The sequence below is a fragment of the Curtobacterium sp. MCSS17_011 genome (assembly GCF_003224275.1).
Lineage (GTDB): Bacteria > Actinomycetota > Actinomycetes > Actinomycetales > Microbacteriaceae > Curtobacterium.
In genome coordinates this window covers 26210-51475 of sequence record NZ_QKLE01000002.1, presented here as the reverse complement: position 1 = coordinate 51475, position 25266 = coordinate 26210, and the positions used below count along the sequence as shown (strand labels likewise).

Genomic DNA, 25266 nt, shown 5'->3' with positions numbered 1-25266 from the left:
CCGCGCGGATCCAGCCGGGAGGCCCGGATCGGCTCCGGCACGTCGGCCGCCGGTCACGATCGGGTCACGCCCACCGCGTCGCCACGCCCGGCGGGCCCGCCCGGTCGGTCACGGCCGGTCGCTCACGGCCGGTCAGTCACGGGGCTGCAGGTCCTGCGGGCGCACGAGGTACATGTCCGGCGAGGCACCCACGATGCCGTCGCCACCCGACTTGCCGCGTCGGACCTGCTCGCGCACCAGGTCCCCGCGGCCGATGCCGATCAGGGCGACGTCGTGCAGCGATGCCGTGCCGGGCTTGAGGTAGTCGTTGTGGCCCACGGGTCGCCGGAACACGTCGCCGGCCGACAGTGCGTCGGCTCCCCCCGCCAGGTCCAGCACGGTCGACCCGAACGACGCGCCGCCCGGGTCGGTGCCGAAGTACCCCGAGCCCGCGATGGGGTCGCTGTGCGCCCCGCCGACGAAGACCTGTCCGGTGGCGACGGCGAGGTCGGCCGCCGTCCGGACGTCGCTGCCCGGCGACCCGAGCACGGTCAGGGTGTCCGCCGTCATCCGACCCGAGGCCAGGGCCATCATCGCCGTGGTCGACCCGTACGAGTGCGCGACGATGTTCACCCGCGGTTGGTCGCCCGCGCGGATCTCGCGTAGCCCGTCGACCGTGCGTTCGAGCCGCTCCGCCCCGGTCCGTGCGAGCCCGAGCGACATGATGTTGGACAGGTCCGGCGTGCGGTACCCCATCCAGGCGACGACGGCCACGCCCGAACCGTTGCCCGCCGCGGCGAGGGGCGCGAGGGTGGCCTGCTCGCTGGACAGATCGCTGGCGATGTTCGTGAAGTCGGCCATCTGCCCGGTGACGGTGAAGAACATGCCCGGCACCACGACGGTGACGTCGGCCGCGGTGTCGAGGTCGCCGATGCTGATCGCCGCACGTCCGGAGCCCCGGGTGTCGAGCGCCACCAGGAAGCGTCGCGGGTCGCCCGGTTCGTGCACCAGCGAGTCCCGGACCTGCCCGAGCATCGCGGCCCGGGCGGCACCGGCGTCGGAGTCCGCGAGGCCGGACGTGAGCGTCGCGCGGTTGGCCTGGTCGCGGACGGCGTACGGCACGCCCTCGAGGTTCCCGACCAGGGCCGGTGCGTGCACGCGGAGCCGGTCCTGCTCCTCGGTGGGCAGGTGGGACCACCACTGCGCGACGGTCTGTGCGGGCGGGGGGTCGTCCTGCACCGTCGCCACGACGCGGCGGTCGACGGCCGCGTGACGGAGGTCTGCGGGGCCGAGTGCACCGAGGTCGTCGACGAACGCGCGGCCGTGGGCGACAGCGAGGTCCTCGAGCCCGACCCGTGTCACCGACGCCGACGGGGCGACGACGGCGAGGTCGTCGACCGGGACGATGCGGGTCGAGGCGGAACTGACGACGGTGACCGGGTGCGTCGGAGGCACGCCTGGGGCCTCGATCACTCCGAGCGAGTGCATCGAGGCGGTGAGCAGAGCCGCAGCGATGAGCAGCAATCGGGTCTCCCCCGGGAAGGCCGTCCCGACGTCCCCCTGCAGACGACGGGTGATGCTCGGTCGAGTCTATGGAGATGTGCGCGGATCATCCATGCGCGATGCAACTTGTCCCCCGAACTGGGCACGCTCGACGGCGCGCCGCGTTCAGCGGATGCGACCGGGCGCGCGCTGCGCCCTGCTCAGTCCTCGGTCGTGGGTGCGTCCGGTTCGGCGAGCGCCTCCGGTCCCTCGGTCACGAGCAGGTGGAACTGCTCGGCGTCGATGATCCGGACGCCCAGCTGTTCGGCCTTCGTGAGCTTCGAACCGGCACCCGGACCGGCGGCCACGAAGTCGGTCTTCTTGCTCACGCTCGAGGCCGCCTTGCCGCCGGCGCTGATGATCGCCTCTTGTGCACCTTCTCGCGTGTAGCCCTCGAGGGACCCCGTCGCGACCACGGTGACGCCGCTCAGCACGCCGCCCTCGACGTCGGCGCTGCCGGGGCCGGGGTGGCCGGGCGTGGTGAACTGCACGCCGGCCGCGGTCCAGCGGTCGATGATCTCGCGGTGCCAGTCGACCTCGAACCAGGCGAGCAGGGCGTCGGCGATGATGCCGCCCACCCCGTCGACGGCGGCCAGGTCTTCGCGCGATGCCGATCGGATCGCGTCGAGGGAGCCGAAGTGGTTCGCCAGGGCACGGGCGGCGACCGGTCCGACGTGGCGGATGCTCAGGCCGACCAGGATCCGCCACAGGGGCTTCGTCTTCGCGGCGTCGATGTTCGCGAGCATCTCGAACGCGTTCTTCGACGGGTAGCGGCTCGGCTCACCGGTGTAGTCGGCGCCCCGCGCCTCGGGGTCGAACGGCGGATCGGTCTTCTTGCGCGCCCGGCTGAACGGCGTGACGCGCTTCGGGGTGCCGTCGTCGTCGACCTTCTCCATGCCGGTCTCGGCGTCGCGGACGATGACCTCGATCGGGACGATGTCCTGCATCGTCAGGTCGAACAGTCCGGCCTCGGTCACGAGCGGCGGGGTCTCCGGGCGGAGCGGCTGCGTGAGTGCCGCGGCCGCGACCTCGCCGAGTCCCTCGATGTCGAGCGACCCGCGCGAGGCGATGTGCTCGACCCGACCGCGCACCTGCGCCGGGCAGCTCTTCGCGTTCGGGCAGCGCAGGTCGATGTCGCCTTCCTTCGCGGGGGCGAGCTCCGTGCCGCACTCGGGGCAGTGGGTCGGCATCACGAACTCGCGCTCCGAGCCGTCGCGGAGCTCGACCACCGGACCGAGCACCTCGGGGATGACGTCGCCGGCCTTCCGCAGCACGACGGCGTCACCGATCAGCACGCCCTTGGCCTTGACGACCTGCTGGTTGTGCAGTGTGGCCTGGCGGACGACGGACCCGGCGACCTCGGCCGGTGCCATCACCGCGAACGGGGTGGCACGGCCGGTGCGCCCGACGCTGACCACGATGTCGGTGAGGGTCGTGTGCACTTCTTCCGGCGGGTACTTGTACGCGATTGCCCACCGCGGCGCCCGCGACGTCGACCCGAGCTCCTCGTGCAGGGCGAGGTCGTCGACCTTCACGACGACGCCGTCGATCTGGTGCTCGACGGCCGAGCGGCGCTCCCCCGTGGTCCGGACGAAGCCGTTGACCTCGTCGATGGTGTCGAACACCCGGTAGTGGCTGCTCGTCGGGAGTCCCCAGGTCTGCAGGAGCTCGTACACCTCGGACTGACTGCGGACGTCGGTGCCCTGCTCGAGTTCACGGACGGGCCACGCCCCGATGCCGTGCACGAGCATCCGCAGACGCCGCAGCCGCTCGACCATCAGTGCCCGCTTCGCCTCGGACTTGCCCTCTTCCTTCTGGCGGAGCGACCCGGCGGCGGCGTTGCGCGGGTTGGCGAACACGCGCTCCCCCGCCTCGCGCTGGTTGGCGTTGAGCTCGTCGAACTCGGCGACCGGGAAGAAGATCTCGCCCCGGACCTCGACCAGGGGCGGGTGGCCGGTGCCCGTCAGACGGTCCGGGATCGTGCCCATCGTGCGGACGTTGCCGGTGACGTCCTCGCCGACCACGCCGTCGCCGCGGGTGGCGGCCGAGACGAGCCGACCGTGCTCGTACCGCAGGTTGATCGCCAGGCCGTCGATCTTCAGCTCGGTCAGGAACCGCACCCGCTCGGCACCGGCGTCCCGCTGCACCTTGACGGCCCACTCGGTGAGCTCGTCGGGGCTGAAGACGTTGTCGAGCGAGAGCATGCGCTCGGCGTGCTCGACCGGCGCGAACTGCGTCGTCTGCGCCTGCCCGCCCACGGTCTGCGTCGGGCTGTCGGGCGTCAGGAGTTCCGGGAACCGCCGTTCGATCGCGTCGAGGCGGTGCACCAGGGCGTCGTAGTCGGCGTCCGACAGGGGCGAGGCGTTGCCCTCGTAGTAGGCGTGGCGCAGCTCGTTGACGCGGGCGCGCAACCGGTCGGTCTCTCGCGCGGCCTGGGCGGCGTCGAGCCCGTCGGGGTCGATGGTCTCGAACGTCGCGTCGGTCTCGCTCATGGCATCAGTTCTACCGTGCACCACCGACGCGGCGTGCAGCGAGCGTGTGCCCCGGGAGCGGCGGGGTCAGGCGTCGACGGGGACGGCGCTGACCGTGCTGTCGATCGTGCACTGGCCGAGCACCCGCGTGCCGACGTAGACCACGGCGGTCTGCCCGGGAGCGACGCCGTGCAGCGGCTCGTCGACGTCGATCACGAGCACGTCGTCCTGCACCCGTGCCGTCGCGGGCACCGGGTCGGCGTGCGCGCGGATCTGCACGTCGCAGGCGAACGGTGTCGCGGGGTCTGCCGGAGCCGTGCCCGCCCAGGTGAACCGTGAGCCGGACATCGACGTGACGGCGAGGGCCTCCTTCGGGCCGACGACGACCGTGTTGTCCTTCGGACGGATCTCGAGCACGAACCGGGGCTTGCCGTCCGGCGCCGGGCGGCCGAGGGCCAGGCCGCGGCGCTGACCGACGGTGTAACCGGTGGCACCCTCGTGCGAGCCGACGACCGTGCCGTCGCGCTCGACGACGTCACCGGGGGCGGTGCCGACGCGGTCCGCCAGCCAGCCGCGGGTGTCGCCGTCCGGGATGAAGCAGATGTCGTAGGAGTCCGGCTTCTGCGCGACCGTCAGCCCGCGCTCGGCGGCCTCGGCCCGGACCTCGTCCTTCGACGGGGTGGCTCCGAGCGGGAACATCGCGTGCTGCAGCTGCTCGGCGGTCAGGACCCCGAGCACGTACGACTGGTCCTTCGCCCACGCGGCCGACCGGTGCAGTTCACGCGAGCCGTCCGGTCCGGTGACGATCGAGGCGTAGTGGCCGGTCGCGACGGCGTCGAACCCCAGGGCGAGTGCCTTCTCGAGCAGCGCCGCGAACTTGATCCGCTCGTTGCAGCGCATGCAGGGGTTCGGGGTGCGGCCTGCCTGGTACTCGGCCACGAAGTCATCGACGACGTCCTCCTTGAACCGGGCCGAGAAGTCCCACACGTAGTACGGGATCCCGAGGGCCGACGCGGCGCGCTGGGCGTCCATCGAGTCCTCGATGGTGCAGCACCCGCGACTGCCGGTGCGCAGGGTGCCGGGCATCCGGCTCAGGGCCAGGTGCACGCCCACCACGTCGTGGCCCGCGTCCACCGCCCGGGCTGCGGCCACCGCCGAGTCGACACCACCGCTCATCGCCGCCAGAACACGCATGCCTCCAGGGTAACCCGCCGACGAAGCGGTACCGCTGGCGTACCGTTGGTCGCGCGATGGCCACGACGGGGAACGACTCATTCGACTTCCGGTCCGTCCTGCTGTCCGGGTTCCTGCCCGCCGCGCTCTTCGCGATCGGCGAGGGTGCGATCATCCCGATCATCCCGATCGCGGCGGACTCCCTCGGCGCGAGCCTGGCGTTCGCGGGCTTCGTCGCCTCGCTCATCCTCGTCGGCGAGCTCATCGGCGACGTGCCGTCCGGCATCGTCGTCGCCCGCATCGGCGAGCGGAACGCGATGATCGGCGCCGCGCTGGTGTCGGTGGTCGGGCTCGTCGTCGCCACGACGGCCGCGAACGCCTGGGTCCTGGCGCTCGGAGTGTTCCTGGTCGGCGTCTCCACCGCGGTGTTCGCACTCGCCCGGCACGCCTACATGACCACCGCGATCCCCCTGCGGATCCGGGCCCGGGCGCTGTCGAGCCTGGGCGGCGTCTTCCGCTTCGGCTACTTCGTCGGCCCGTTCATCGCCGCCGGCGTCATCCACCTGACCGGCACCACCCGCAGCGCCTTCTGGATCCACGTCGTCTGCTGCCTGGCGGCGGCGACCGTGCTCCTGGTGCTGCGCGACCCGGCGACGGGCGCGCGTGGCCTGCGGTTGCCGCCACGGGCCTCCAGGCTGTCGGCCGACCACGCGCCGGACGCGAGCGACCACGCGACCGAACCGCCCGCCGACACCGGCGCGCAGTTCGTCCAGCAGGAGGCGCAGGGCCTGTTCCGCACCATCCGCGCCAACCGGGCGGTCCTGCTGCGGCTCGGCAGCGGCGCCGGGCTGATCGGCGCGATGCGCGCCGGACGGCAGGTGATCCTGCCGCTGTGGGCGGTGAGCGTCGGCCTCGACGACTCCACCGCGGCGCTCGTGATCGGCATCGCCGGAGCCGTCGACTTCGCGCTGTTCTACACGAGCGGACAGATCATGGACCGGTGGGGACGGCTCGCGAGTGCCCTGCCCTGCATGCTCGGCCTGAGCATCAGCTACTTCCTGCTCGCCTGGAGCGGCCACCTGGACGCCCGGGTCGGCTGGTTCGTCGCGATCGCGATGGGCATGTCCCTGGCGAACGGCGTCGGCTCCGGCATCCTCATGACGCTCGGCGCCGACCTCGCTCCGCGCGACGCCCCGGCACCGTTCCTCGGGGCCTGGCGCTTCACGGGCGACTTCGGGTCGGCGGCGGCGCCCCTCGTCATCTCCGGCGTGACCGCCGTCGCGTCCATCGCGGTCGCCAGCGGCGTGATGGGCGTGCTCGGCCTGGTCGGCGCGGGCATCCTGCTCCGGTACGTCCCCCGGTACCTGCCGCGGCCGTTGCGCTGACGCGCGGCAGCGCCTGCGGATCGCGCACGGTGCACACCACGGTCTGGAGGCCCGGCGCACGTCCGCCCCGCACCCCGCGCTCGGTAGACTGCCGCTGCTCGCGGGAGTGGTGGAATCGGTAGACACGCAGGATTTAGGTTCCTGTGCCCCAGGCGTGAGGGTTCGAGTCCCTCCTTCCGCACCGAGTCCCTCCTGCCGCACCGTTGCGGTCATCCGCACGCCTCGAGCGGGTCAACCCTGCGAGGGATGGCCCGGTCACTTGCGGGCGGTACCCTCATCCCGCGGGAGTCCTCCCCGTGACTCCCGCCTCCACGACCGGAAGAACCATGCACTCCGTCGCACTCGCCCTGATCCCGTGGCTCGATCCGCAGTACATCCTCGACCACTTCGGGGCCATCGCCGTGCTCGTGGTCTGCGCGATCGTGTTCGCCGAGACCGGTCTGCTCATCGGCTTCATCTTCCCGGGCGACAGCCTGCTGGTCATCACCGGCCTGTTCGCCTTCGACCGCGGGGGCGAGATCGGCGGCATCCCGGTCTGGGTCGCGGCGCTGATGATCGGCGCCGCTGCGTTCCTCGGCGGCGAGCTCGGCTACTACATCGGCAAGAAGGCCGGGCCCCCGATCTTCGAGCGGAAGGACAGCGGCTTGTTCTCGAAGGAGAACGTCGACCGCACCAACGCCTTCTTCCACCGCTTCGGACCCGCCGCGGTCATCCTCGCCCGCTTCGTGCCGGTCGTCCGCACCTTCGCCCCGATCGCCGCGGGCGTCGGCCGGATGGACTACAAGAAGTACTCGCTCTACAACGCGATCGGCGCCGTGGTCTGGGGCGTCGGCGTGACGTTCCTCGGGTACTTCATCGGGCACATCCCCTTCGTGGCGCACATCGTCCGCGAGTACATCGACATCATCCTGCTCGCCGCGGTCGTCGTGACCGTGGTGCCGATGGCGCTGACCTACCTGCGCAACGCCCGCAAGGCGAAGCACGCGAACGAGGCCGAGGCCACCACGGCCCCGACGGTGGACCCGACGCTCTAGTCGCAGCACGGGCTGTACCGGCGCGCCGGCACACAACCGGAAGTCGCCCCGAACCACGTGATCACGTGGTTCGGGGCGACTTCGTTCGTGCGGAACGAAGAGCGCGCTGGCGCTCAGACGCCGAAGTGCTCCCGAACGATCGGCGCGATCCCCCGGAACGCCTTGCTGCGGTGCGAGAGCGCGTTCTTCTCGTCACGGGTGAGCTCGGCGGACGAGCGATCGGCGTCGTCCGGCCGGAACACCGGGTCGTAGCCGTGGCCGCCGTCCCCGACGGGCTGGGTCAGGACCTCGCCGTTCCAGACCGCCTCGACCACGTGCTCCTGGCCGTCCGGTGTCACGAAGGCAGCCGCACACACGAAGGCGGCGGTGCGCTCGACGACGCCCTGCAAGTTGGCGAGCAGCAGTGCGATGTTGTCGGCGTCGGAACGCGTGCCGGCATACCGGGCCGAGTGGATGCCCGGGGCGCCACCGAGGGCGTCGACCGCGATGCCGGAGTCGTCGGCGAGTGCCGGCAGCCCCGTGTGGGCGACGGCGGCGCGCGCCTTGATCAGGGCGTTCGCGGCGTAGCTGTCGCCGTCCTCGACCGGCTCCGGACCGTCGTAGCCGACGAGCTCGACACCTTCGCCCAACGCCGACCCGAGGATCTCGCGGAGCTCGACGACCTTGCCCTGGTTGTGCGTGGCCAGGACGACGGTGCTGCTCACGCGATCCCCAGCACGGTCTTCTGGATCGCGGCGAGCGACTGGTTGCCGGCCAGGCCCAGGTCGAGCAGGACGTTCAGCTCGTCGCGGTCGAACGGCGCATGCTCGGCGGTTCCCTGCACCTCGATGAACTTGCCCGACCCCGTCGTGACGATGTTCATGTCGGTGTCGGCTGCGGAGTCCTCGGTGTAGGCGAGGTCGAGCATCGGCTCGCCCTTGACGATGCCGACCGAGATCGCCTGCACGCTGTCGGTGAGCGGGGTGGCCTTCTTCGCGATGAAGCTCTTGGCGCGGCCCCACTCGATCGCGTCGGCCATCGCCACGTACGCACCGGTGATCGACGCCGTCCGGGTGCCGCCGTCGGCCTGCAGCACGTCGCAGTCGATGACCAGGGTGTTCTCGCCGAGCGCCTTGGTGTCGACGACGGCCCGGAGCGACCGGCCGATCAGGCGGGAGATCTCGTGGGTGCGGCCGCCGACCTTGCCCTTGATGGACTCGCGCTGCATGCGCTCGTTGGTCGACCGCGGCAGCATCGAGTACTCGGCGGTGACCCAGCCGGTGCCCTTGCCGGCGAGCCAGCGCGGGACACCGTTGGTGAACGATGCGGTGCAGAGCACCTTGGTGTCGCCGAAGGAGATGAGCGCGCTGCCCTCGGCCTGCGAGCTCCACCCCCGCTCGATCGTGACGGGACGGTGGTCGGTGGCGGTGCGGCCGTCGACGCGGAGTGTGTCGGTCATGGGGTCCTTTCGGTGCGGGGCAGCGTGATGGCCCCCGTCTGGAGGTGGCCGACGCTCGAGACCTCGGGGCCGAGGAAGCGCCGGGCGAGCCGGATGAAGCCGTTCTTGTCGTCGCCCGTCGCCTCGAACGAGTACGTCGGGGCGGTGGTCGTGGTGCGTTCGAGCCCGTGCTCGACGAGCCGGCGGTAGACGTCGTTCGCCGTCTCCTCGGCGCTGGAGACGAGCGTGACCTCCGGGCCCATGACGAACTGGATCGCGGCGGACATGAGCGGGTAGTGGGTGCAGCCGAGCACGAGGGTGTCGACGCCGGCGGCGCGGACCGGGTCGAGGTAGCCGGCCGCGATCTCGCGCAGCGATGGCGACGAGGTGTCCCCGGCCTCGACGAACTCGACGAACCGGGGGCACGCGGCGGTGGTCAGCGTGACGTCGGCGGCGACCGCGAAGGCGTCCTCGTAGGCGCGGGACGCGATCGTACCGACGGTGCCGATGACCCCGATGCGGCCCGTTCGGGTCTGCTTGACGGCAGCGCGGGCCGCGGGCTGGATGACCTCGACCACGGGGATGCCGTAGGCCTGCTCGTAGCGTTCCCGGGCGTCGCGGAGCACGGCGGACGACGCGGTGTTGCACGCGATCACCAGGGCCTTGACGCCCTGCTCGACCAGGTCGTCCATGACCTCGAGCGCGTAGCGGCGGACGTCGGCGATGGGCTTCGGGCCGTAGGGCGAGTGCACGGTGTCGCCGACGTACCGGATGCTCTCGCGCGGGAGCTGGTCGATGATGGCACGGGCCACGGTGAGGCCGCCGACCCCGCTGTCGAAGACTCCGATCGGTGCATCCGTCACGGCACCAGCGTACCGACGCCCGCCGCCCGCCGACGTGCACCGACCCGACCCCGCGCGCCACGTGAGCCGGCCGCCCGAGGCGATCCGGGCCCGCAGAGGATCACGTCACTAGTGTCGGAGACGTGACCAGCGCGCTCCTCACCGACCAGTACGAGCTCACCATGGTGGACGCCGCCCTGAAGGACGGGACCGCCGACCGCCGATGCGTCTTCGAGGTGTTCGCCCGGCGGCTGCCAGACGGCCGCCGCTACGGCGTCGCGGCCGGGCTCGGACGCTTCCTCACCGCCCTCGGCGACTTCCGCTTCGGCGACGAGGAGATCGGGTTCCTGCGCGACCGCGGCGTCATCGACGCCGGCACCGCCGCGTGGCTCGCCGACTACCGGTTCAGCGGGGACGTCCGCGCCTACCGGGAGGGCGAGGTCTACTTCCCGAACTCCCCCATCCTGCAGATCGAGGGCACCTTCGCCGAGGCCGTCGTGCTCGAGACCCTCGCGCTGAGCATCTTCAACGCCGACTCCGCGATCGCCTCGGCCGCCGCCCGCATGGTCTCCGCCGCCGACGGCCGCCCGCTCGCCGAGATGGGCTCCCGCCGCACCGGCGAGTGGAACGCGGTCGCCGCTGCCCGCGCCGCGTACATCGCCGGCTTCGGCGCGACGAGCAACCTCGAGGCCGGCCGCACCTGGGGCATCCCCACGATGGGCACCGCCGCGCACGCCTTCACGCTGCTGCACGACTCCGAGGAGCAGGCGTTCCGTTCGCAGCTCGACGCGCTCGGCAGCGGCACGACCCTGCTCGTCGACACCTACGACATCGAGGCCGCGGTCGAGACGGCCGTCCGGCTCACCGACGGCAAGCTCGGCGGCGTCCGGATCGACAGCGGCGACCTGCCGTCCGTCGTCGCTGCAGTGCGTGCGCAGCTCGACCGGCTCGGCGCGACCGGCACGAAGATCACGGTGACGAACGACCTCGACGAGTACACGATCGCCGCGCTCCGGGCCGCCCCCGTCGACTCGTACGGCGTCGGCACGTCGGTCGTCTCAGGCTCCGGGCACCCGGCCGCCGGCATGGTGTTCAAGCTCGTCGCGCACCGGGACGCGGACGGCGGTGACTGGGTCCCGGTCGCCAAGAAGTCGGCCGACAAGGCGTCGATCGGCGGCCGGAAGGAGGCGGGCCGACGACTCCGCAACGGCGTCGCCACCGCCGAGATCGTGCTCACGGGTGCACAGGTCGGACCCGACGAACGACCGCTGCTCGTCCCCGTCGTCACCGGCGGCGAGGTCGACCAGGCGTTCCTCGGCACGCAGGGCGTCGAGGCCGCACGTGCGCACCACAGGCGGGCGAAGGCGGAGCTGCCCGCGGATGCGTCACGCATCGGGCGCGGCGACCCCGCCATCCCCACCCTGATGATCTAGCGCGCGCGCACGTGCGTCGCGTCGCGTCGCCGCTTCGTGAGCAGAAACGGTCGGGTCTGTGCGACGGACGCGACCATTGCTGCTCACGAATCGGCCGACGAACGGACGGGAGGCCCATGGCGGCGTCGCCACGGGCCTCCCGTCCGTCTGCTGGTCACGTCTACTCGGCCTTCATCTTCTCGTAGATGGCCTTGCAGTCCGGGCAGACCGGGAACTTCTCCGGGTCGCGACCCGGGATCCACTTCTTGCCGCACAGGGCCTTGACCGGCTTGCCGGACAGGGCCGACTGCAGGATCTTGTCCTTCTTGACGTAGTGCGAAAACCGCTCGTGGTCACCGGGTTCGATCGCTTCGTCTTCGAGGAGCTTCTCGAGCTCCCGGTCCATCACGTCGAGGCCGCCGCCTGGTTCCGTCATGCTCATGGGTCCAGGGTACGACGGTCCGCCCTCGGGCGCGCCGCTCGTCCGCGCTGGGCGATCCTGGCGTTGGTCGCTCCGTGTCGCTGGCTGCGCTGTGTCGCTAGTTGCGCTGCGCCGCGGCGAGCAGGTCAGGGCCGCGGCGGTCGAACAGACGCCCGCCGGCGGAGACCCCGATCACGAGCACGACCGCACCGACCCCGATGCCCACCAGCAGCGTCAGGACCGACCAGGGCTCCGGGCCCTGCACGGCGGCGAGCACCGCGAGCCAGGCCGCGGGAACCGTGCAGAGCACGATGCCGATCACCATGGACGCCTGTGCGACCGTGGCGATGACGCCGGCGGCCTGCGGCTGTTGGAACGGGTGGTCACCCGGTCGCACCGTCGGGTAGGGCATGAGCACGGACAGGACGCTCGACAACCCGAGGCCGGACAGCAGCGCGCTCGCACTCACGCCGATGAGCAGTGGGAACGCCGCCCAGTCACCGAACAGCCGCGCGGAGATCGCGGCCCCGGCGACGATCGCGGGTGCCCCCACGACGAGCACGGGCACGACCCGACCGAGCCGGTCGCTCCACCCGGGCGCACCGGAGGCGACGTGCAGCCACACGGCGGTGTTGTCGTACGAGACGTCGTTGTGCGGCAGGAACCCGGCGATCAAGGCCATCAGCGGCAGCGGCACGAGGGCGGTCCACTGCCACGGCACCCCGGCGACACCGAGCGGGATGACGACGATCGGCACGAGCAGGATGATCAGGTACGACGTGCGGTACCGCGGGTCGCGCACCCAGTAGGTGAGCGCGCGGGCGGCGACGGCCGACACCGGCGCCGACCCGAACCGGTCGAACCAGCCCAGGCCCTGGTAGCGGCGGGTGCGGGCACGGTCGTCGACGGTCTCGAGCGCACGGCCGACGAGCGCCCACCACCCCCAGGCGAGGAGCGCGACGACGACGACCGCGACGAGCAGCTTGACGACCCCGGCGCCGACGTGGCCGCTCGCGACATCGGCGGGCACGGCCCATGCCGCACCCCAAGGAGTCCACCCGGCGACGTCCGCGACGCGCTGCATCTCGGCGCCCTGCGGATCGAGCCAGTCGACGCGGACCAGCAGCGCGACCGTCGGGATCGCGAGCGCGACGATGACCAGGGCGACCAGCCACCCGGCGTCGCGGGAGCGGTCCGGGCCGATCAGCCGCGAACCGACGGTGCAGCAGACGCGGATCAGGAGCGCACAGGTCGCGACGCCGAGCACACCGCCGAGCACCGCGAGCAGCCCGAGCCCGGGTTCGCGTGCCCACGCGACGACCTGGCCGACCGCGACGACCACCACCCCGATCACCGGGATGCCGACGAGGCCGGCGACGACGAGGCCGATCGCCAGGCGACGTCGCTCGATGCCGAAGACCGCGAAGCGCCGCGGGTCGAGCTGGTCGCTCCGCCCCACGACGAGCGGCACGACCGTGAACCCGAAGGTGATCAGGGTGCCGACGGGCACGATGACCGCACGCGCGACGTCCGGATCGGTGTCACCGAGGGCGATGGTCTGCGACGCGACGAACACGGCGGCGAGGAGTCCGACGAAGCTGCCGAGCACGACGGCGACGGACCGGCGGGCGGTGCCGCGGACCTCGCCCGCGAGCAGGTCCGCCCTCAGCCGGAGAAGCTGTGCAACCATTCCATGCTCTCTGCGACGACACGACCGCCGGCGAGTTCGACGAACTTGTCCTCGAGGCTCTTGCGGCCCCGGACCTGGGCCATGGTGCCGGACGCCAGGACCTTGCCGCCGACGATGATCGCGACCGAGTCGCAGGTGCGCTGCACGAGCTCCATCGAGTGGCTCGACAGCACGACGGTGCCGCCACCCCGGGTGTACCGGCGGAGGATGTCCGTGATCGTCGCGGCGCTCACCGGGTCGACCGACTCGAACGGTTCGTCGAGCACGAGCACCCGCGGCGAGTGGATGAGGGTCGCGGCCAAGGCGATCTTCTTCGCCATGCCGACGGAGTAGTCGGCGACCTGTCGGCCGAGCGCCTCGCCCAGCCCGAAGGCCTCCGCGAGGTCGGCGCTGCGCTTCCGTGCGGTGGCACCGTCGAGCCCGCGGAGCGTGGCCGAGTAGTACAGGAGCTGCGCCCCGGTCAGCCGGTCGAACAGGCGGAGCCGGTCCGGCAGGACACCGAGGCTGCGCTTCGCCGCCGTGGGGTCGGCCCAGACGTCGTGGTCGAGCACGGTCACCGAGCCGGCGTCGGGACGCAGCAGACCGGTGATCATGGACAGGGTCGTCGTCTTGCCGGCACCGTTCGGGCCGACGACGCCGAAGATCGAGCCCTGTCGGATCTCGAGGTCGACCTCGTCGACCGCCAGGGTCTGCCCGTACCGCTTCACCAGGCCGCTCGCCTCGAGCACGACGGGCTGGAGCTTCTGCGGCTGCTTCGGCGCGGCGGTGCGGGGCGCGCGCTTCTTCGCCGCCGGTGTGGCTGCGGCGCTCGTCCGGTCGGCGTCGTCCGTCGCGTCGTCCGCGTCGGTCGGGACGGGAGGCTGGGCGTCGGTGGGCGCGGCGGCCTTGGTCGGGCGCTTGGTGTGTCCCCTGCCGCTCCGTGCCTTCGCGGGGCGCGGCGCGGTGGCCGTCGCGTCGTCGGTGCGGGTGGCCGTCGTCTCGTCGGTCATCGCGTCATCAGTGGCGGCGTCGTCCGCATCCGTGTCCCCCGTGTCGTCGTCGGCTGCGTCGTCCTCCGCAGCCGCAGCGGTGTCCGCTTCGTCGGCGTCCCCCGCCTCGGTCATCCAGGCAGCGTCGGCCGTGGCGTACACGTCCTCGTTCTCTGCTCGCGCTGGCATCGACCAACCGTACCAACGCTCTCCGACCGGCGGGAACCGACCCGGTCAGGGTCACGAATTGAGTACGAAGCGCGCAGACCCGTACCCCGCGAGGGGGTGTTTCCGTATCATTCACCAGGGCACGAAGGAGTGTTCACCACTTGGAAACCTGCTCCAGCAGGCGATCCCGGCGGCCTCCTCGCAGCGACGTCCACGTCGGCGCGACCGGTTCTCGGGCAACTCGGACGTTGGAAGCGCAGACTCGACGAGGCCCGCCCGTACCCCAGGGTGCGCGGGCGGACACCAGAAGGGACCAGCATGACCACGCAGATCGTGATCCTCGCAGCGGGGATGGGCAGCCGTCTCGGCCGCAGCCTGCCGAAGCCGCTCACCGAGCTCAGTGACGGCCGCACCATCATGCAGCAGCAGTTCGACAACATCCGCGCCGCGTTCGGTTCGGGCGCCCGCGTGACGATCGTGGTCGGCTACAAGTCGGAGCACATCGTCGAGGCGTTCCCCGAAGCGAACTTCGTCTACAACGAGTCGTACGACTCCACCAACACCTCGAAGAGCCTGCTGCGCGCCCTCAAGGCCACCGGCAAGAGCGGTGTCCTCTGGATGAACGGCGACGTGGTCTTCGACCCGATGGCGCTCGTCCGTGCGGCCGACATGATCGACGAGGGTCGTTCCTTCGTCAGCGTCAACACCGACAAGGTCTCCGACGAAGAGGTCAAGTACACCGTCGACGCCGAGGGCTTCATCCACAAGCTCTCCAAGCAGGTCGTCGGGGGTCTCGGCGAAGCCGTCGGGATCAACTACGTCTCCGCTGCCGACAAGCAGGCCCTCATCCGCCAGCTCGGGCGCGTCGACGACCAGGAGTACTTCGAGGGCGGCATCGAGGCTGCCATCGCCGAGGACGGGCTACGCTGGACGCCGATCGACATCTCCGACCTGTACGCGGTCGAGATCGACTTCGCCGAGGACCTCGAGCGCGCGAACAACCTGTTCGCCTGAACCACCGTCAGGACCCCTCGGCGGCTCCGCCCGAAGGGAAACCGTGACCACAGCGAGTGCGCCGACCGCGCCCGTGGCTGCCGCCCCCGCGAATGCCCGGAGCGCCGGTCGGCGCTATCGTCAGGCCCTCTGGCTGCTGACCGTCCGAGACCTCCGGGTCCGCTACTCGACGTCGGCGCTCGGCTACGTCTGGTCGATCCTCGACCCGCTCGTCATGTCGGGGATCTACTGGTTCGTCTTCACGCAGGTCTTCCACCGCGGCTCGGTCGGTGAAGACCCGTACATCGTGTTCCTGCTGTCCGCGCTGCTGCCGTGGATGTGGTTCACCGGTGGCGTCTCGGACTCCACCCGGGCGTTCATCAAGGAATCGAAGCTCATCCGCTCGACCACCATCCCCCGCACCATCTGGGTGGCACGGATCGACGCGTCGAAGGGCATCGAGTTCCTGCTGAGCCTGCCGGTCCTGGCCGCCTTCGCGATCGGGACGGGTGCCCACCTGCACTGGCAGGTCGTGTTCTTCCCGCTGGCGATCGTGCTGCAGTGCGCGCTGGTCTACGGCCTGGGCCTCATCGTCGCGCCGCTCGTGGTCTTCTTCCGTGACCTCGAGCGCGCCACCAAGCTCGTGCTGCGGTTCCTGTTCTACGCGTCCCCGATCGTCTACGGCACGCATGCCCTGCCGTCCGCCCTGCGCGACATCGCCGCGATCAACCCGCTCACCGGCATCTTCGGCATGTACCGCGCGGCCTTCTTCCCCGGCCAGCTCGACTGGCTCGAGGTCGGCGCCTCGGTGGTCGTGACCGGCATCGTCCTGGTGATCGGGTTCGCGGTGTTCCGCCGCAGCGAGCACCGCGTGCTGAAGGAGCTGTGATGACCGCGACCGACCAGACCCGACGCACCGAGACCGTCGCCCCGGTCATCTCGGTGCGCGACGCCGGCATCTGCTTCAAGCGCAACCGTCGGGCGAGCCGGAACTTCAAGGACCTGTTCGCCGGACGCGGGCGACGCAAGCGCGCCGACGAGTTCTGGGCGCTCCGCAACGTGTCGTTCGACGTCCGGCCCGGCGAGGCGATCGGCGTCGTGGGGCGGAACGGACAGGGCAAGTCGACCCTGCTGAAGCTGGTGGCCCAGGTCATGCTGCCCGACGAGGGCCGCGTCGACGTGGGCGCAGGCGTCGCGCCGCTCATCGAGATCACCGGTGGCTTCGTCGGCGACCTCACCGTGCGCGACAACGTGTACCTGACGGCCGGCCTGCACGGCATGTCACGGGCCGAGATCCGCGACGCCTTCGACGAGATCATCGACTTCGCCGAGATCGCCGACTTCGTGGACACCCCCTACAAGCACCTGTCGAGCGGCATGAAGGTCCGAATCGCGTTCGCGGTGATCTCGCGGCTCGACGAGCCGGTCATCCTGGTCGACGAGGTACTGGCCGTGGGCGACAAGGCCTTCCGCGAGAAGTGCTACAAGCGCATCGAGGAGCTCCTGGCCGGTGGCCGCACGCTGTTCTTCGTCTCACACAGCGACAAGGACCTCCGCCGCTTCTGCGACCGTGGGCTCTACCTCGACAAGGGGCGCCTGCAGCTCGACGACACCATCGAAGCCGCGCTGGCCCGGTACGCGGCCGACTACGGCTCCTGACCGACCGGGGTACTCCCCTTGCACCAACACGGGTGTCGTTGGCTCCCTCCACAGCCCCGGCCCTCGTGGCCGCACCCGGGGTCCCGCCGTCGGACCCTCCCCCTAGCGTTCCCCCCATGCACCACCCACCAACCGCGTACGCCGTCCCGTTCGCCGTCGACCGATCGCACGCACCGCGTCGGTACGACCTCGTCAACACCGGCCCCGAGCCGGTCGACGGACTCTCCCTCACCCATCTGGGCAACGGCTACTGCCCGCCGCTCGCGGTTCGCCGTCTCGACCCGGGCCGATCGTTGTCCCTGGCGGTCTTCGGCGCCGACCCCGAGGACACCGGGGTCGTCATCGTCCGGTGGCGCCGACCCGACCGGTCCGAGTACCTCTGGCGGATGTCGCTCGTCGAACCTGGTCTCCAGCCGTGACGCCGTACCGGCGGACGGCACGGAGCACCCGGGGTGACGACGGGCCGTCAGCGCCCGTCGCGTTCGGCGGCGACGGTCCGCCACCGCTCCAGCAGCCACTCCACGGCCGCGTGGAAGCGCTCCGTGGCAGCGCCCGGGGTCGTGTCGCCGAAGTACCGGGCGACCCAGTGCTGCAGGCGCGCGAGCTCCTCGGCGTCGCTCGCGGCCGCGTCGACACGGGCGAGCACCGACGGGGCGTCTCGCGCGGTCAGCCAGTTCGCGGCGCTCAGGTAGCCGCGCTCGTCGACATCGGCCTCCGGCGACACCGGCCGCGTGACGATGAGCGGCTTGCCCACCGCCAGCCGGTCGTAGATCATCGCGCTGATGTCGGTGATCGCCACGTCGGCGTCCGCCAGCTGCCAGCCGAGGTCGCCGCCGTCGTCGTACAGGTGGTGTGCCGCCGGGTCGGCAGCGTTCGCCGCGCTGATCGCCGCGACGATCCGCTCGTGCGCCGCGCGGTACGCCGGGTCGAGGACACCGCTGCGCGGGTGCGGGCGGTACACCAGACGGTGGCGGGGCGACGCGAGCACCTGCTCGGCGATGACCGTGCCGTGCGACGCGATCGACCCGTACGCCGCGGCTCCGCGGTCACCCTCCCACGTCGGTGCGTAGAGCACGACGGTCCGGTCGTCGTCGGGGTACGGAGCCACTCCGGCGAAGTGGTCGGCCTGCGGGCGCCCGATCGCGATGGTCCGGGCGTCCAGGTCGTAGTCCCACAGCGCCTCGGCCAGACGGTCACGTGCGGCGTCGCCCGCGATCAGGGCGTAGTCGTACGCCTTGAACTGGTTCGTGGTCATGTACATCTTGTCGCTCTCGCCGTGGTTGACGAAGACGTGCCACATCCGTCCGTACCGCATCATCTGGAAGTTGCGGGCGTTCTGGTTGACGTACAGCACCACCTTCGGCGCCTGGGAGTCGACGAAGTGCTCGAGGTCGACCACCTGTCGGGCGTAGACCGCGGGCACGGGGGACTCGTCGAGCAGGGTCAGCATGGTGCCCGGGCTCCGCGAGACGATCGCCACCGGGTGCGTCTTCGCGAGCTCGGCCAGCGGCGCGTACCACTGGCGCACCTGGTACATGTTGACCGGGCCGTCGGCGAAGTACACGGCGATCTCGATCGAACCGGGCGTCGGCTCGGGCGCGGACGGCAGTCGCCCTGCGAGCTGCCGACGGTTCCGGCGCGACGTCAGGAGTCGCTCGACGAGCCGCAGTGCGGTCCGCAGGTCGCTGATGATCGACATGGTCCTTCTCCGGGTCTGCTCTGGCGGGACGGGGCGGGCGGGTCAGACGACCGGCGGCCGCCCTGCGATGGTCATCCGTGCGACTGTGAGCCAGCCCATCGGGCGGACCGGACCGCAGTCGGTCGTCCATCCTTCACGGATGCCACCGAACCAGGTGGCGAGCCGGCGGGGGTGACGCCACCAGCGCGCGATCTGGATCGCGGCCCACGACCCCACGTACACCGGCCGCAGCACCGCCGGCAGGTTGCGCCGAGCGAGCCACACCCGGTTCCGGGCGTTCAACCGGTAGTACTCGGTGTGCCGCGCCGGGTCGATCGCGGGGTGGTGCGCGACGAGGTCTCCGGCGTACCAGGTCCGACGGCCGGCATCCCAGACGCGCCAGGCGAGCTCGATGCCCTCGTGGGCGTAGAAGTACTCGCCACCCCATCCGCCGACGGCCCGGTACACGTCCATCGGCAGCACGACGGCGCCTTCCCAGACCGAGAAGACCGGCGACGAGTGGTCCGGCTCGCCCTTCCGGATGCGCGGTACCCACCGGCGGGGGTTCGCGGCGCCCGTGGGGTCGACGACCCTGGGCTGCACGAGGCCGAGCGACGGATCGTGCTGGAACAGCGCGATCGCGTCGCGCAGGAACGTCGGCGACGGCACCGACGCATCGTCGTCGAGGAAGAACACGTAGTCGCCGTCGACGACCTCGGCCCCGGCGTTGCGCCCGGCCGGGATCCCGACGTTCTCGGGCAGGGCCAGCGCCCGCACGCCGTCCGGCAGGCCGGTCGGCGCCCAGCCGTTGCCGACGCAGACGACGTCGAGCTCGACGTCCTGCTGCGCGAGCACGCTGTCGAGGCCGCGGCGAAGGTCGTCTGGCCGGGTGCCCTGCGACAGGCTGACCACGGCGATGCGTGGTCGTCCGCGGTCCACCACCGCGTGGCGGCGCGTGGTGCCGGGCACGGTCGTGTCCTCGGTCACGCCTTGACCCGCTTCGAGGCCATGATCGCCAGGAAGTGCCCGATCGTCGCGAGCACGGCCAGCGGCAGCAGTGCACCGACCAGGATCCGGCTGGCGAGCGGGTCACCGATCACCAGGGCGAGCAGGGCGAAGACGAACGCGAGCATGCTCAGCTCGACCGAGTGGTACAGGCGGTGGAACGGCAGGAACCGTGCCAGGCGGCGGAGCGAGGCGAGCTTGCGGCCGGACGGCGCGGTGGAGGCATCCCGCCGGTCGACGAGCTTGTCGAGCCCGGCGTTCGCGCGGGCCACGTGCACCATGTCGTTGAGGGCCTTGTTCAGCACGATGACCAGGCCGAGCGCGCAACCGATCGTGGTCCACATCCAGTCGGCGCCGTGGATCGGCCAGGTGGCGGCCCGGACACCGAGCGCGACCGGGATCAGCCCCTCGGTCGTGTAGTGCCCCACCTTGTCCAGGAACACCCCGGCGGGCGACTTGGTGCCGCGCCACCGGGCGACCTCGCCGTCGGAGCAGTCGACGAGCATCTGCAGCTGGCCGAGCACCAGCGCCAGCGCAGCGCCCCAGATGCCGGGGATGAGCAGGGCAGCGGCGACGCTCCAGCCGACCAGGATCATCAGGCCGGTGACCTGGTTCGCGCTGACGCGGGTCTTCAGGAGCACCCAGGTCAGGTACGGCGAGACGTCGCGCAGGTACAGCGAGGCCGTCCAGTGCTCGGCGTTGGCGCGGGCACGGACCTCGTCCGGCTGGGCGACGGCCCGGAGCTCGGCGATCGAGGTCGGGCGCGCGGATCCGCGGCCGGTCGTGGGCTGGTCGGTCATTGGGTCACCGTCCCGTGTGGGTGGTCAGCTCGGACGTGCGGGTCAGGAACCCGATGATGAACCCGAGCCCCCAGCCCACGTGGATGCAGGGCAGCACGACGAGCAGCCAGAGGAGCGTCGGCAGCCCGGAGCGGCGCGCCACGGCGATCGACCCCAGGACGACGAAGAGCAGGTAGACGACGGGCACCACGAACCCGAGCAGCGCCCAGGCGAGCGGGGTGCCGAGCACGGCGCCGACGATGCCGACGAGTCCGGCGACGATGCCCAGGGCCATCGCCGCGACCATCGCCGGCGGCACGAAGTAGCGCAGGCCGTTGTTGGCCGGGAACCGACGAGCAAGCTCACCGCGCCAGAGCCCGGTGGCGACGAACTGCCGCACCAGGCGCTTCAGGCTCGGCCGCGGGCGGTACGTGACGACCAGTTCCGGCGTGAACCAGACGGTCCCACCGGTCTGGCGCAGCCGCCGGTTGAGCTCCCAGTCCTGCCCGCGCTTGATGCCCTCGTCGAAGAGTCCGACGTCGAACAGCCGCTCGCGCCGGAACACGCCGAGGTAGGCGGTCTCGGCCGGGCCCGCGGTGCCACCCACGTGGTGCGGCGTGCCACCGAGGCCGACACGACTGCCGTAGGCCAGGGCGACGGCCCGTTCGAAGGGGGTCCGGCCCTCGGCGCGCATGATGCCGCCGACGTTGTCCGCACCGGACTCGAGGAGCGTGTGCACCGCGATGCGCGTGTAGTCGGTCGGCAGGACCGAGTGCGCGTCGACCCGGATGACGACGGGGTGCACGGACGCACGGATCGCGACGTTCAGCCCGGCGGGCGTCGACCCGACGGGGTTGTCGATCGCGCGGATCCGGGGGTCGGCGGCGCTCATCTCGGCGACGAGTTCGTTCGTGCCGTCGATCGACGGCCCGAGCGCGAGGATGACCTCGAACGGCCCCGTGTAGTCCTGGTCGAGCAGACTGCCGACGGCGGCCCGGACCTCGGTGACCTCGTTGAGCACGGGCATCACGTACGAGACGCCCGGCAGGGGCTGTCCGTCTGACTGCATGCGTTCCTCGGGGTGCTGGCTGGCGGCACGGGACGCACCGGGGCGGTGCCGCCCCGCAGAGCGACCATGAGCCTATCAAGAGGCCGAACCCGCCACCTGCGCGGGCGCGCGACGCGCCCCGTGACGGACTGGAGGCCCGGCGCACGTCGTGCCCCGGGCCTCCAGTCCGTCTGGTGGTGGCGTCAGCCCTTGCTGTCGAACGTCCCGAGCTTCACGTCGGCCTGGCGGGTCTGGCCGTCGCGGAGGTAGCTGATCGTCGTCGAGGCGCCACCCGCGAAGTAGCGCACCTGCGCGGTCAGGTCGGTGGCGTCGGAGACCGTCGCCGAACCGATCTTCGTGACGACGTCGCCCTTCTGCAGGCCTGCCTTCGCCGCGGCACCGCCGGACGAGACCGACTTGATGAGGGCGCCCATCTGGGTGGCGCTGGCGTCCTCGGAGGCGTCGCCGACGGTCGCGCCGAGCAAGCCGTGGGTCGCCGAGCCGTTGTCCTTGATCTCGTCCGCGACCCGCTTGACCAGGTTGGACGGGATCGAGAAGCCGACGCCGATGCTGCCGGCGGCCGATTCGGACGACGACGAACTGCCGGCGGACGCGATCGCCACGTTGATGCCGATGAGCTTGCCGTCGGAGTCGAGCAGTGCGCCGCCGGAGTTGCCCGGGTTGATCGACGCATCGGTCTGGATGACCGGGAGCGACACGGTGGTGTTCGCCGACGAGCTGCTGCCGTTGTCCCCGTTGCCCCAGAAGTCGAAGGGCCCGGAGCCGCCGTTGCCGCCCTCGTTCGAGTCGCCGCCCTCGCTGGGCGCGCTCGAGGTGACCTGGATGCTGCGGTTCAGGGTCGAGACGATGCCGTCGGTGACGGTGTTCGACAGGCCCAGGGGCGCACCGATCGCGACGGCGGTGTCCCCGACGTTGAGCTTGGACGAGTCCGCGAACTCCATCGGCTTGAGGTCGTTCGCATCGATCTTGATGACCGCGAGGTCGACCGTCGGGTCGGTGCCGATGAGCTTGCCCGCGTAGATCTTGCCGTTCGAGGTCGTCACCGTGATCCGGCCGTTCGAGCTGTCGCCGTCGAGGGTGACCACGTGGGTGTTCGTGACGATGTAGCCGTCCTTGCTCATCACGACGCCGGAACCGGTGCCGGCCTCGTTGCTCGCCGACACGTTGATCGTGACCACGGAGGGGGTCGCCTGTGCCGCGACCGCGGTGACGACGGTGGCGGAGTCGTAGTCGTTGACGGTCAGGTTGCCGCCCTGCGACGAACCGGAGGACACCACGCTGCCACCGTCGTTCGCCGCCGACGATGCGAGCCATCCAGCACCGCCACCCACGAGCCCGGCCACGACGAGACCGGCGATGATCGGCAGGAGCAGCCTGTTGCGGCCCGAGCGCTCCTTGGTCGTCGTGGTCGCCGCGGCACCCGAGGCGTCGTCGCTGAAGTAGTGGCCGTTGCGCTGGTTCGCGGCGTCGACGTCGCCGAAGGCACTCGTGGCCGACTGCGGGGCCTGCGCGGACGCGTTCGCGTACTCGGAGGACGAGCTCGGAGCGGACGAGGACGTCGGTTGCGCGTACTCGCCGTAGCGGGGGCGTTCGGCACCCGGCTGGCCGTACTGGGACTGCTGGCCGGACGGGTTCTGGCTCTGCTGGCCGTACTGGGAGTGCTGGCCGTACTGGGACTGCTGGCCGTACGGGTTCTGGGCCTGCTGGCCGTACTGGGACTGCTGGCCGTACGGGTTCTGGGCCTGCGGCGCCTGCTGGCCGTACTGCGACTGCTGGCCGTACGGGTTCTGGCTCTGCTGGGACTGCTGGCCGTACGGGTTCTGGGGCTGCGGCGCCTGCTGGCCGTACGGCGACGTCTGCTGGCCGTAGCCGCCCTGCTGCCCGCCCGAGGACTCGCCGGAGACGGCGGGGTACGGCGCGGTGTAACGGTCGGTCGGGTGGTCCGTCGACGACGGGATCACGTCCGTGTGGTCCGGGGTCGTCTCGTCGTTCTGGTTCTGGTTCTGGTTCTGGTTCGGGCGAGGGGTCTCGTCCGGCTGGTCGGCGGAGTCGTTCGGCATCGACGTGTTCCCTCTCGTGGCCGCTGCTGCGGCGTCCTCACTGGCGGCAGGCGGAGCCGCATCGTCCGGACGGCGGTCGTCGCCCTGCCCACTGGGCGTGGTGTCGGTCATGCTGGACGTGCTCCTTTCAAGCTCGTGCAGTCTGTCGCAACCACCTGAGCGGTCCTTCTGGCGAGGCTGCGAGCCACCCCTGGCGATCTTATGCGTGCGCTGGACACGGTGGTCCGGTCCGCCGCGGGACGGACAGCTAGGTTGGGGTCCGTTCAGCGCGACACGTCGTCGCCCGCACGGGAGGGAACCACATGCGCCAGGCAGGACCGTGGCTGCGAGCCGCCGACGGAGCGATGCTGCTCGGACCGGACGGGGTCCCCGCACCGACGGTGTTCGCCGAGATGAGCGCCCTCGCTGCCAGCACCGGCGCGGTCAACCTGGGGCAGGGGTTCCCCGACGAGGACGGTCCGGCCGAGGTGCTCGAGGCCGCGGTGCAGGCGATCCGCGACGGCGTGAACCAGTACCCGCCGGGCCGGGGCACCCCCGACCTGCGGGCGGCGATCGCCGAGCACCAGCAGCGGTGGTACGGGCTCGAGGTGGACCCCGACCGCGAGGTCCTCGTCACCGCCGGCGCCACCGAGGGGCTGGCCGCGACGATCCTCGCGCTGGTCGAACCCGGCGACGAGGTGATCACCTTCGAGCCGTTCTACGACGCCTACGGCGCGCTCATCCGGCTGGCCGGCGGCGTGCACGTCACGGTCCCGCTCACCGCGCCCGACTTCCTGCCCGACGAGCGCACGCTCCGCGCGGCCTTCACCGACCGCACCCGCGCGGTGCTCGTGAACACCCCGCACAACCCGACCGGCCGGGTCCTGCCCACCGAGGTGCTGCAGACGATCGTCGACCTGGCCACCGAGCGCGACGCGGTGATCATCACGGACGAGGTCTACGAACACCTGACGTTCGACGTCCCGCACACGCCCATCGCGACCCTGCCCGGCGCCGCTGAGCGGACGGTGTCGGTGTCGAGCGCGGGCAAGACCTTCAACACGACCGGGTGGAAGGTCGGCTGGCTCACCGCTCCCCCGGCACTCGTCGACGCGATCACGACGGTCAAGCAGTACCTGACCTTCGTGAACGGCGCACCCTTCCAACCGGCCGTCGCCGTGGGACTCCGCCTGCCCGACGCGGTGTTCACCGGCATCGCCGCCGACCTGCGCGCGAAGCACGAACTGCTGGCCGACGGACTGACGGCGGCGGGCTTCGACGTGATGCGACCCGACGGCGGGTACTTCGTGCTCGCCGACGCCGCGCCGCTCGGGTACGACGATGCCCGTGCGTTCTGCCTCGAACTGCCCGCGTTGGCCGGGGTCGCCGGGGTGCCCGTCTCGGCGTTCGTCCGCCCGGACCGCGTCGCCGGCTACCGCTCCCTGGTGCGCTTCGCGTTCTGCAAGCGCCGGAGCGTCCTGGAGGACGCCGCCGCACGCCTGGCGACCCTCGGAGCGCGCCCCCGCGCCTGAGACGCGACCG

General features: G+C 71.4%; 21 protein-coding genes, 1 tRNA gene and 1 pseudogene. 9 read left to right on the top strand and 14 right to left on the bottom strand.

Annotation, left to right across the window (positions count from 1 at the left end; all coding sequences use genetic code 11):
* Nucleotides 1-132: 132 nt before the first annotated feature.
* The 3 genes from DEJ17_RS01655 to mnmA all read right to left on the bottom strand — a co-directional run bounded on the left by DEJ17_RS01655 (nt 133) and on the right by mnmA (nt 5186).
* Nucleotides 133-1434: an alpha/beta hydrolase gene (locus DEJ17_RS01655; RefSeq protein ID WP_181420989.1), complete on the bottom strand. Its 1302-nt coding sequence runs from the start codon at nt 1432-1434 to the stop codon at nt 133-135.
* Nucleotides 1435-1682: 248 nt separating this feature from the next.
* On the bottom strand, nt 1683-4013 hold the full coding sequence (ligA, locus tag DEJ17_RS01650; protein ID WP_110891776.1) for an NAD-dependent DNA ligase LigA: 2331 nt from the start codon (nt 4011-4013) through the stop codon (nt 1683-1685).
* Between the two features lie 66 nt (nt 4014-4079).
* Nucleotides 4080-5186, bottom strand: a complete 1107-nt coding sequence (gene mnmA / locus DEJ17_RS01645; RefSeq protein WP_110891775.1) for a tRNA 2-thiouridine(34) synthase MnmA — start codon at nt 5184-5186, stop codon at nt 4080-4082.
* A 56-nt stretch (nt 5187-5242) separates the two neighbouring features.
* Between mnmA and DEJ17_RS01640 the strand changes: the two genes are divergently transcribed.
* The 3 genes from DEJ17_RS01640 (at nt 5243) to DEJ17_RS01630 (ending at nt 7584) form a co-directional block, all read left to right on the top strand.
* Complete coding sequence (locus DEJ17_RS01640) at nt 5243-6550, top strand: MFS transporter (RefSeq protein ID WP_110891774.1); 1308 nt, start codon at nt 5243-5245, stop codon at nt 6548-6550.
* Between the two features lie 100 nt (nt 6551-6650).
* Nucleotides 6651-6731, top strand: a tRNA-Leu gene (locus tag DEJ17_RS01635).
* A gap of 145 nt (nt 6732-6876) precedes the next feature.
* Entirely contained in the window at nt 6877-7584 is a 708-nt protein-coding gene (locus DEJ17_RS01630) for a DedA family protein (RefSeq protein ID WP_110891773.1), read from the top strand.
* Between the two features lie 113 nt (nt 7585-7697).
* On the opposite strand, the gene rdgB is transcribed toward DEJ17_RS01630, so the two are convergent.
* The 3 genes from rdgB to murI are packed head-to-tail and all read right to left on the bottom strand — an operon-like array spanning nt 7698 to nt 9864.
* Nucleotides 7698-8288, bottom strand: a complete 591-nt coding sequence (gene rdgB, locus DEJ17_RS01625; RefSeq protein ID WP_110891772.1) for an RdgB/HAM1 family non-canonical purine NTP pyrophosphatase — start codon at nt 8286-8288, stop codon at nt 7698-7700.
* Nucleotides 8285-9022: a ribonuclease PH gene (gene rph / locus DEJ17_RS01620; RefSeq protein WP_110891771.1), complete on the bottom strand. Its 738-nt coding sequence runs from the start codon at nt 9020-9022 to the stop codon at nt 8285-8287. Before rph ends, rdgB begins: the two co-directional genes overlap by 4 nt.
* Nucleotides 9019-9864, bottom strand: coding sequence for a glutamate racemase (gene murI / locus DEJ17_RS01615; protein WP_110891770.1), 846 nt, complete (start codon nt 9862-9864; stop codon nt 9019-9021). Before murI ends, rph begins: the two co-directional genes overlap by 4 nt.
* 116 nt (nt 9865-9980) lie before the next feature.
* Between murI and DEJ17_RS01610 the strand changes: the two are divergent.
* Nucleotides 9981-11276: pseudogene (locus DEJ17_RS01610) on the top strand (nicotinate phosphoribosyltransferase); the annotation flags it as partial.
* Nucleotides 11277-11436: 160 nt separating this feature from the next.
* Here the strand turns inward: DEJ17_RS01610 and DEJ17_RS01605 are convergent.
* From DEJ17_RS01605 to DEJ17_RS01595, 3 genes are all read right to left on the bottom strand, one after another.
* Nucleotides 11437-11697, bottom strand: a complete 261-nt coding sequence (locus tag DEJ17_RS01605; protein ID WP_099051947.1) for a DUF3039 domain-containing protein — start codon at nt 11695-11697, stop codon at nt 11437-11439.
* A gap of 97 nt (nt 11698-11794) precedes the next feature.
* Nucleotides 11795-13366, bottom strand: coding sequence for an ABC transporter permease (locus DEJ17_RS01600; protein WP_110891768.1), 1572 nt, complete (start codon nt 13364-13366; stop codon nt 11795-11797).
* On the bottom strand, nt 13342-14523 hold the full coding sequence (locus DEJ17_RS01595) for an ABC transporter ATP-binding protein (protein WP_258366606.1): 1182 nt from the start codon (nt 14521-14523) through the stop codon (nt 13342-13344). Before DEJ17_RS01595 ends, DEJ17_RS01600 begins: the two co-directional genes overlap by 25 nt.
* A gap of 297 nt (nt 14524-14820) precedes the next feature.
* Between DEJ17_RS01595 and DEJ17_RS01590 the strand changes: the two genes are divergently transcribed.
* The 4 genes from DEJ17_RS01590 (at nt 14821) to DEJ17_RS01575 (ending at nt 17573) form a co-directional block, all read left to right on the top strand.
* On the top strand, nt 14821-15516 hold the full coding sequence (locus DEJ17_RS01590) for an NTP transferase domain-containing protein (RefSeq protein WP_110891767.1): 696 nt from the start codon (nt 14821-14823) through the stop codon (nt 15514-15516).
* Nucleotides 15517-15559: 43 nt separating this feature from the next.
* Nucleotides 15560-16384 carry an ABC transporter permease gene (locus tag DEJ17_RS01585; protein ID WP_375342551.1) on the top strand — a complete coding sequence of 275 codons (825 nt, stop codon included), beginning with the start codon at nt 15560-15562 and terminating at the stop codon, nt 16382-16384.
* A complete protein-coding gene (locus tag DEJ17_RS01580) occupies nt 16384-17154 on the top strand; it encodes an ABC transporter ATP-binding protein (protein ID WP_110891766.1) in 771 nt (256 codons plus the stop codon). The genes DEJ17_RS01585 and DEJ17_RS01580 overlap by 1 nt, the downstream gene beginning before the upstream one ends.
* A gap of 116 nt (nt 17155-17270) precedes the next feature.
* On the top strand, nt 17271-17573 hold the full coding sequence (locus tag DEJ17_RS01575) for a hypothetical protein (protein ID WP_110891765.1): 303 nt from the start codon (nt 17271-17273) through the stop codon (nt 17571-17573).
* 47 nt (nt 17574-17620) lie between these two features.
* Here DEJ17_RS01575 and DEJ17_RS01570 read toward each other — a convergent pair whose 3' ends face one another.
* The 5 genes from DEJ17_RS01570 to DEJ17_RS01550 form a co-directional block, all read right to left on the bottom strand.
* Nucleotides 17621-18853 carry a CDP-glycerol glycerophosphotransferase family protein gene (locus DEJ17_RS01570; RefSeq protein ID WP_110891764.1) on the bottom strand — a complete coding sequence of 411 codons (1233 nt, stop codon included), beginning with the start codon at nt 18851-18853 and terminating at the stop codon, nt 17621-17623.
* A 42-nt stretch (nt 18854-18895) separates the two neighbouring features.
* Nucleotides 18896-19771, bottom strand: coding sequence for a glycosyltransferase family 2 protein (locus DEJ17_RS01565; protein WP_110891931.1), 876 nt, complete (start codon nt 19769-19771; stop codon nt 18896-18898).
* Nucleotides 19772-19815: 44 nt separating this feature from the next.
* On the bottom strand, nt 19816-20637 hold the full coding sequence (locus tag DEJ17_RS01560) for a CDP-alcohol phosphatidyltransferase family protein (protein ID WP_110891763.1): 822 nt from the start codon (nt 20635-20637) through the stop codon (nt 19816-19818).
* 4 nt (nt 20638-20641) lie between these two features.
* On the bottom strand, nt 20642-21685 hold the full coding sequence (locus DEJ17_RS01555) for a glycosyltransferase family 2 protein (RefSeq protein WP_071405450.1): 1044 nt from the start codon (nt 21683-21685) through the stop codon (nt 20642-20644).
* Between the two features lie 182 nt (nt 21686-21867).
* Nucleotides 21868-23856 carry a S1C family serine protease gene (locus tag DEJ17_RS01550; RefSeq protein ID WP_258366605.1) on the bottom strand — a complete coding sequence of 663 codons (1989 nt, stop codon included), beginning with the start codon at nt 23854-23856 and terminating at the stop codon, nt 21868-21870.
* A 191-nt stretch (nt 23857-24047) separates the two neighbouring features.
* Here DEJ17_RS01550 and DEJ17_RS01545 point away from each other — a divergent pair, with 191 nt between their 5' ends.
* Nucleotides 24048-25256 carry an aminotransferase class I/II-fold pyridoxal phosphate-dependent enzyme gene (locus DEJ17_RS01545; protein WP_110891761.1) on the top strand — a complete coding sequence of 403 codons (1209 nt, stop codon included), beginning with the start codon at nt 24048-24050 and terminating at the stop codon, nt 25254-25256.
* Nucleotides 25257-25266 lie beyond the last annotated feature (10 nt).

What these genes read in the sequence shown, in the direction of transcription:
- DEJ17_RS01570 (WP_110891764.1), bottom strand. Translation starts at nt 18,853, where the DNA reads ATGTCGATCATCAGCGACCTGCGGACCGCACTGCGGCTCGTCGAGCGA.
- DEJ17_RS01560 (WP_110891763.1), bottom strand. Translation starts at nt 20,637, where the DNA reads ATGACCGACCAGCCCACGACCGGCCGCGGATCCGCGCGCCCGACCTCG.
- ligA (WP_110891776.1), bottom strand. Translation starts at nt 4,013, where the DNA reads ATGAGCGAGACCGACGCGACGTTCGAGACCATCGACCCCGACGGGCTC.
- DEJ17_RS01580 (WP_110891766.1), top strand. Translation starts at nt 16,384, where the DNA reads ATGACCGCGACCGACCAGACCCGACGCACCGAGACCGTCGCCCCGGTC.
- DEJ17_RS01600 (WP_110891768.1), bottom strand. Translation starts at nt 13,366, where the DNA reads ATGGTTGCACAGCTTCTCCGGCTGAGGGCGGACCTGCTCGCGGGCGAG.
- mnmA (WP_110891775.1), bottom strand. Translation starts at nt 5,186, where the DNA reads ATGCGTGTTCTGGCGGCGATGAGCGGTGGTGTCGACTCGGCGGTGGCC.
- rph (WP_110891771.1), bottom strand. Translation starts at nt 9,022, where the DNA reads ATGACCGACACACTCCGCGTCGACGGCCGCACCGCCACCGACCACCGT.
- DEJ17_RS01605 (WP_099051947.1), bottom strand. Translation starts at nt 11,697, where the DNA reads ATGAGCATGACGGAACCAGGCGGCGGCCTCGACGTGATGGACCGGGAG.
- DEJ17_RS01550 (WP_258366605.1), bottom strand. Translation starts at nt 23,856, where the DNA reads ATGACCGACACCACGCCCAGTGGGCAGGGCGACGACCGCCGTCCGGAC.
- DEJ17_RS01630 (WP_110891773.1), top strand. Translation starts at nt 6,877, where the DNA reads ATGCACTCCGTCGCACTCGCCCTGATCCCGTGGCTCGATCCGCAGTAC.
- DEJ17_RS01595 (WP_258366606.1), bottom strand. Translation starts at nt 14,523, where the DNA reads ATGCCAGCGCGAGCAGAGAACGAGGACGTGTACGCCACGGCCGACGCT.
- DEJ17_RS01545 (WP_110891761.1), top strand. Translation starts at nt 24,048, where the DNA reads ATGCGCCAGGCAGGACCGTGGCTGCGAGCCGCCGACGGAGCGATGCTG.
- DEJ17_RS01640 (WP_110891774.1), top strand. Translation starts at nt 5,243, where the DNA reads ATGGCCACGACGGGGAACGACTCATTCGACTTCCGGTCCGTCCTGCTG.
- DEJ17_RS01590 (WP_110891767.1), top strand. Translation starts at nt 14,821, where the DNA reads ATGACCACGCAGATCGTGATCCTCGCAGCGGGGATGGGCAGCCGTCTC.
- DEJ17_RS01555 (WP_071405450.1), bottom strand. Translation starts at nt 21,685, where the DNA reads ATGCAGTCAGACGGACAGCCCCTGCCGGGCGTCTCGTACGTGATGCCC.
- DEJ17_RS01575 (WP_110891765.1), top strand. Translation starts at nt 17,271, where the DNA reads ATGCACCACCCACCAACCGCGTACGCCGTCCCGTTCGCCGTCGACCGA.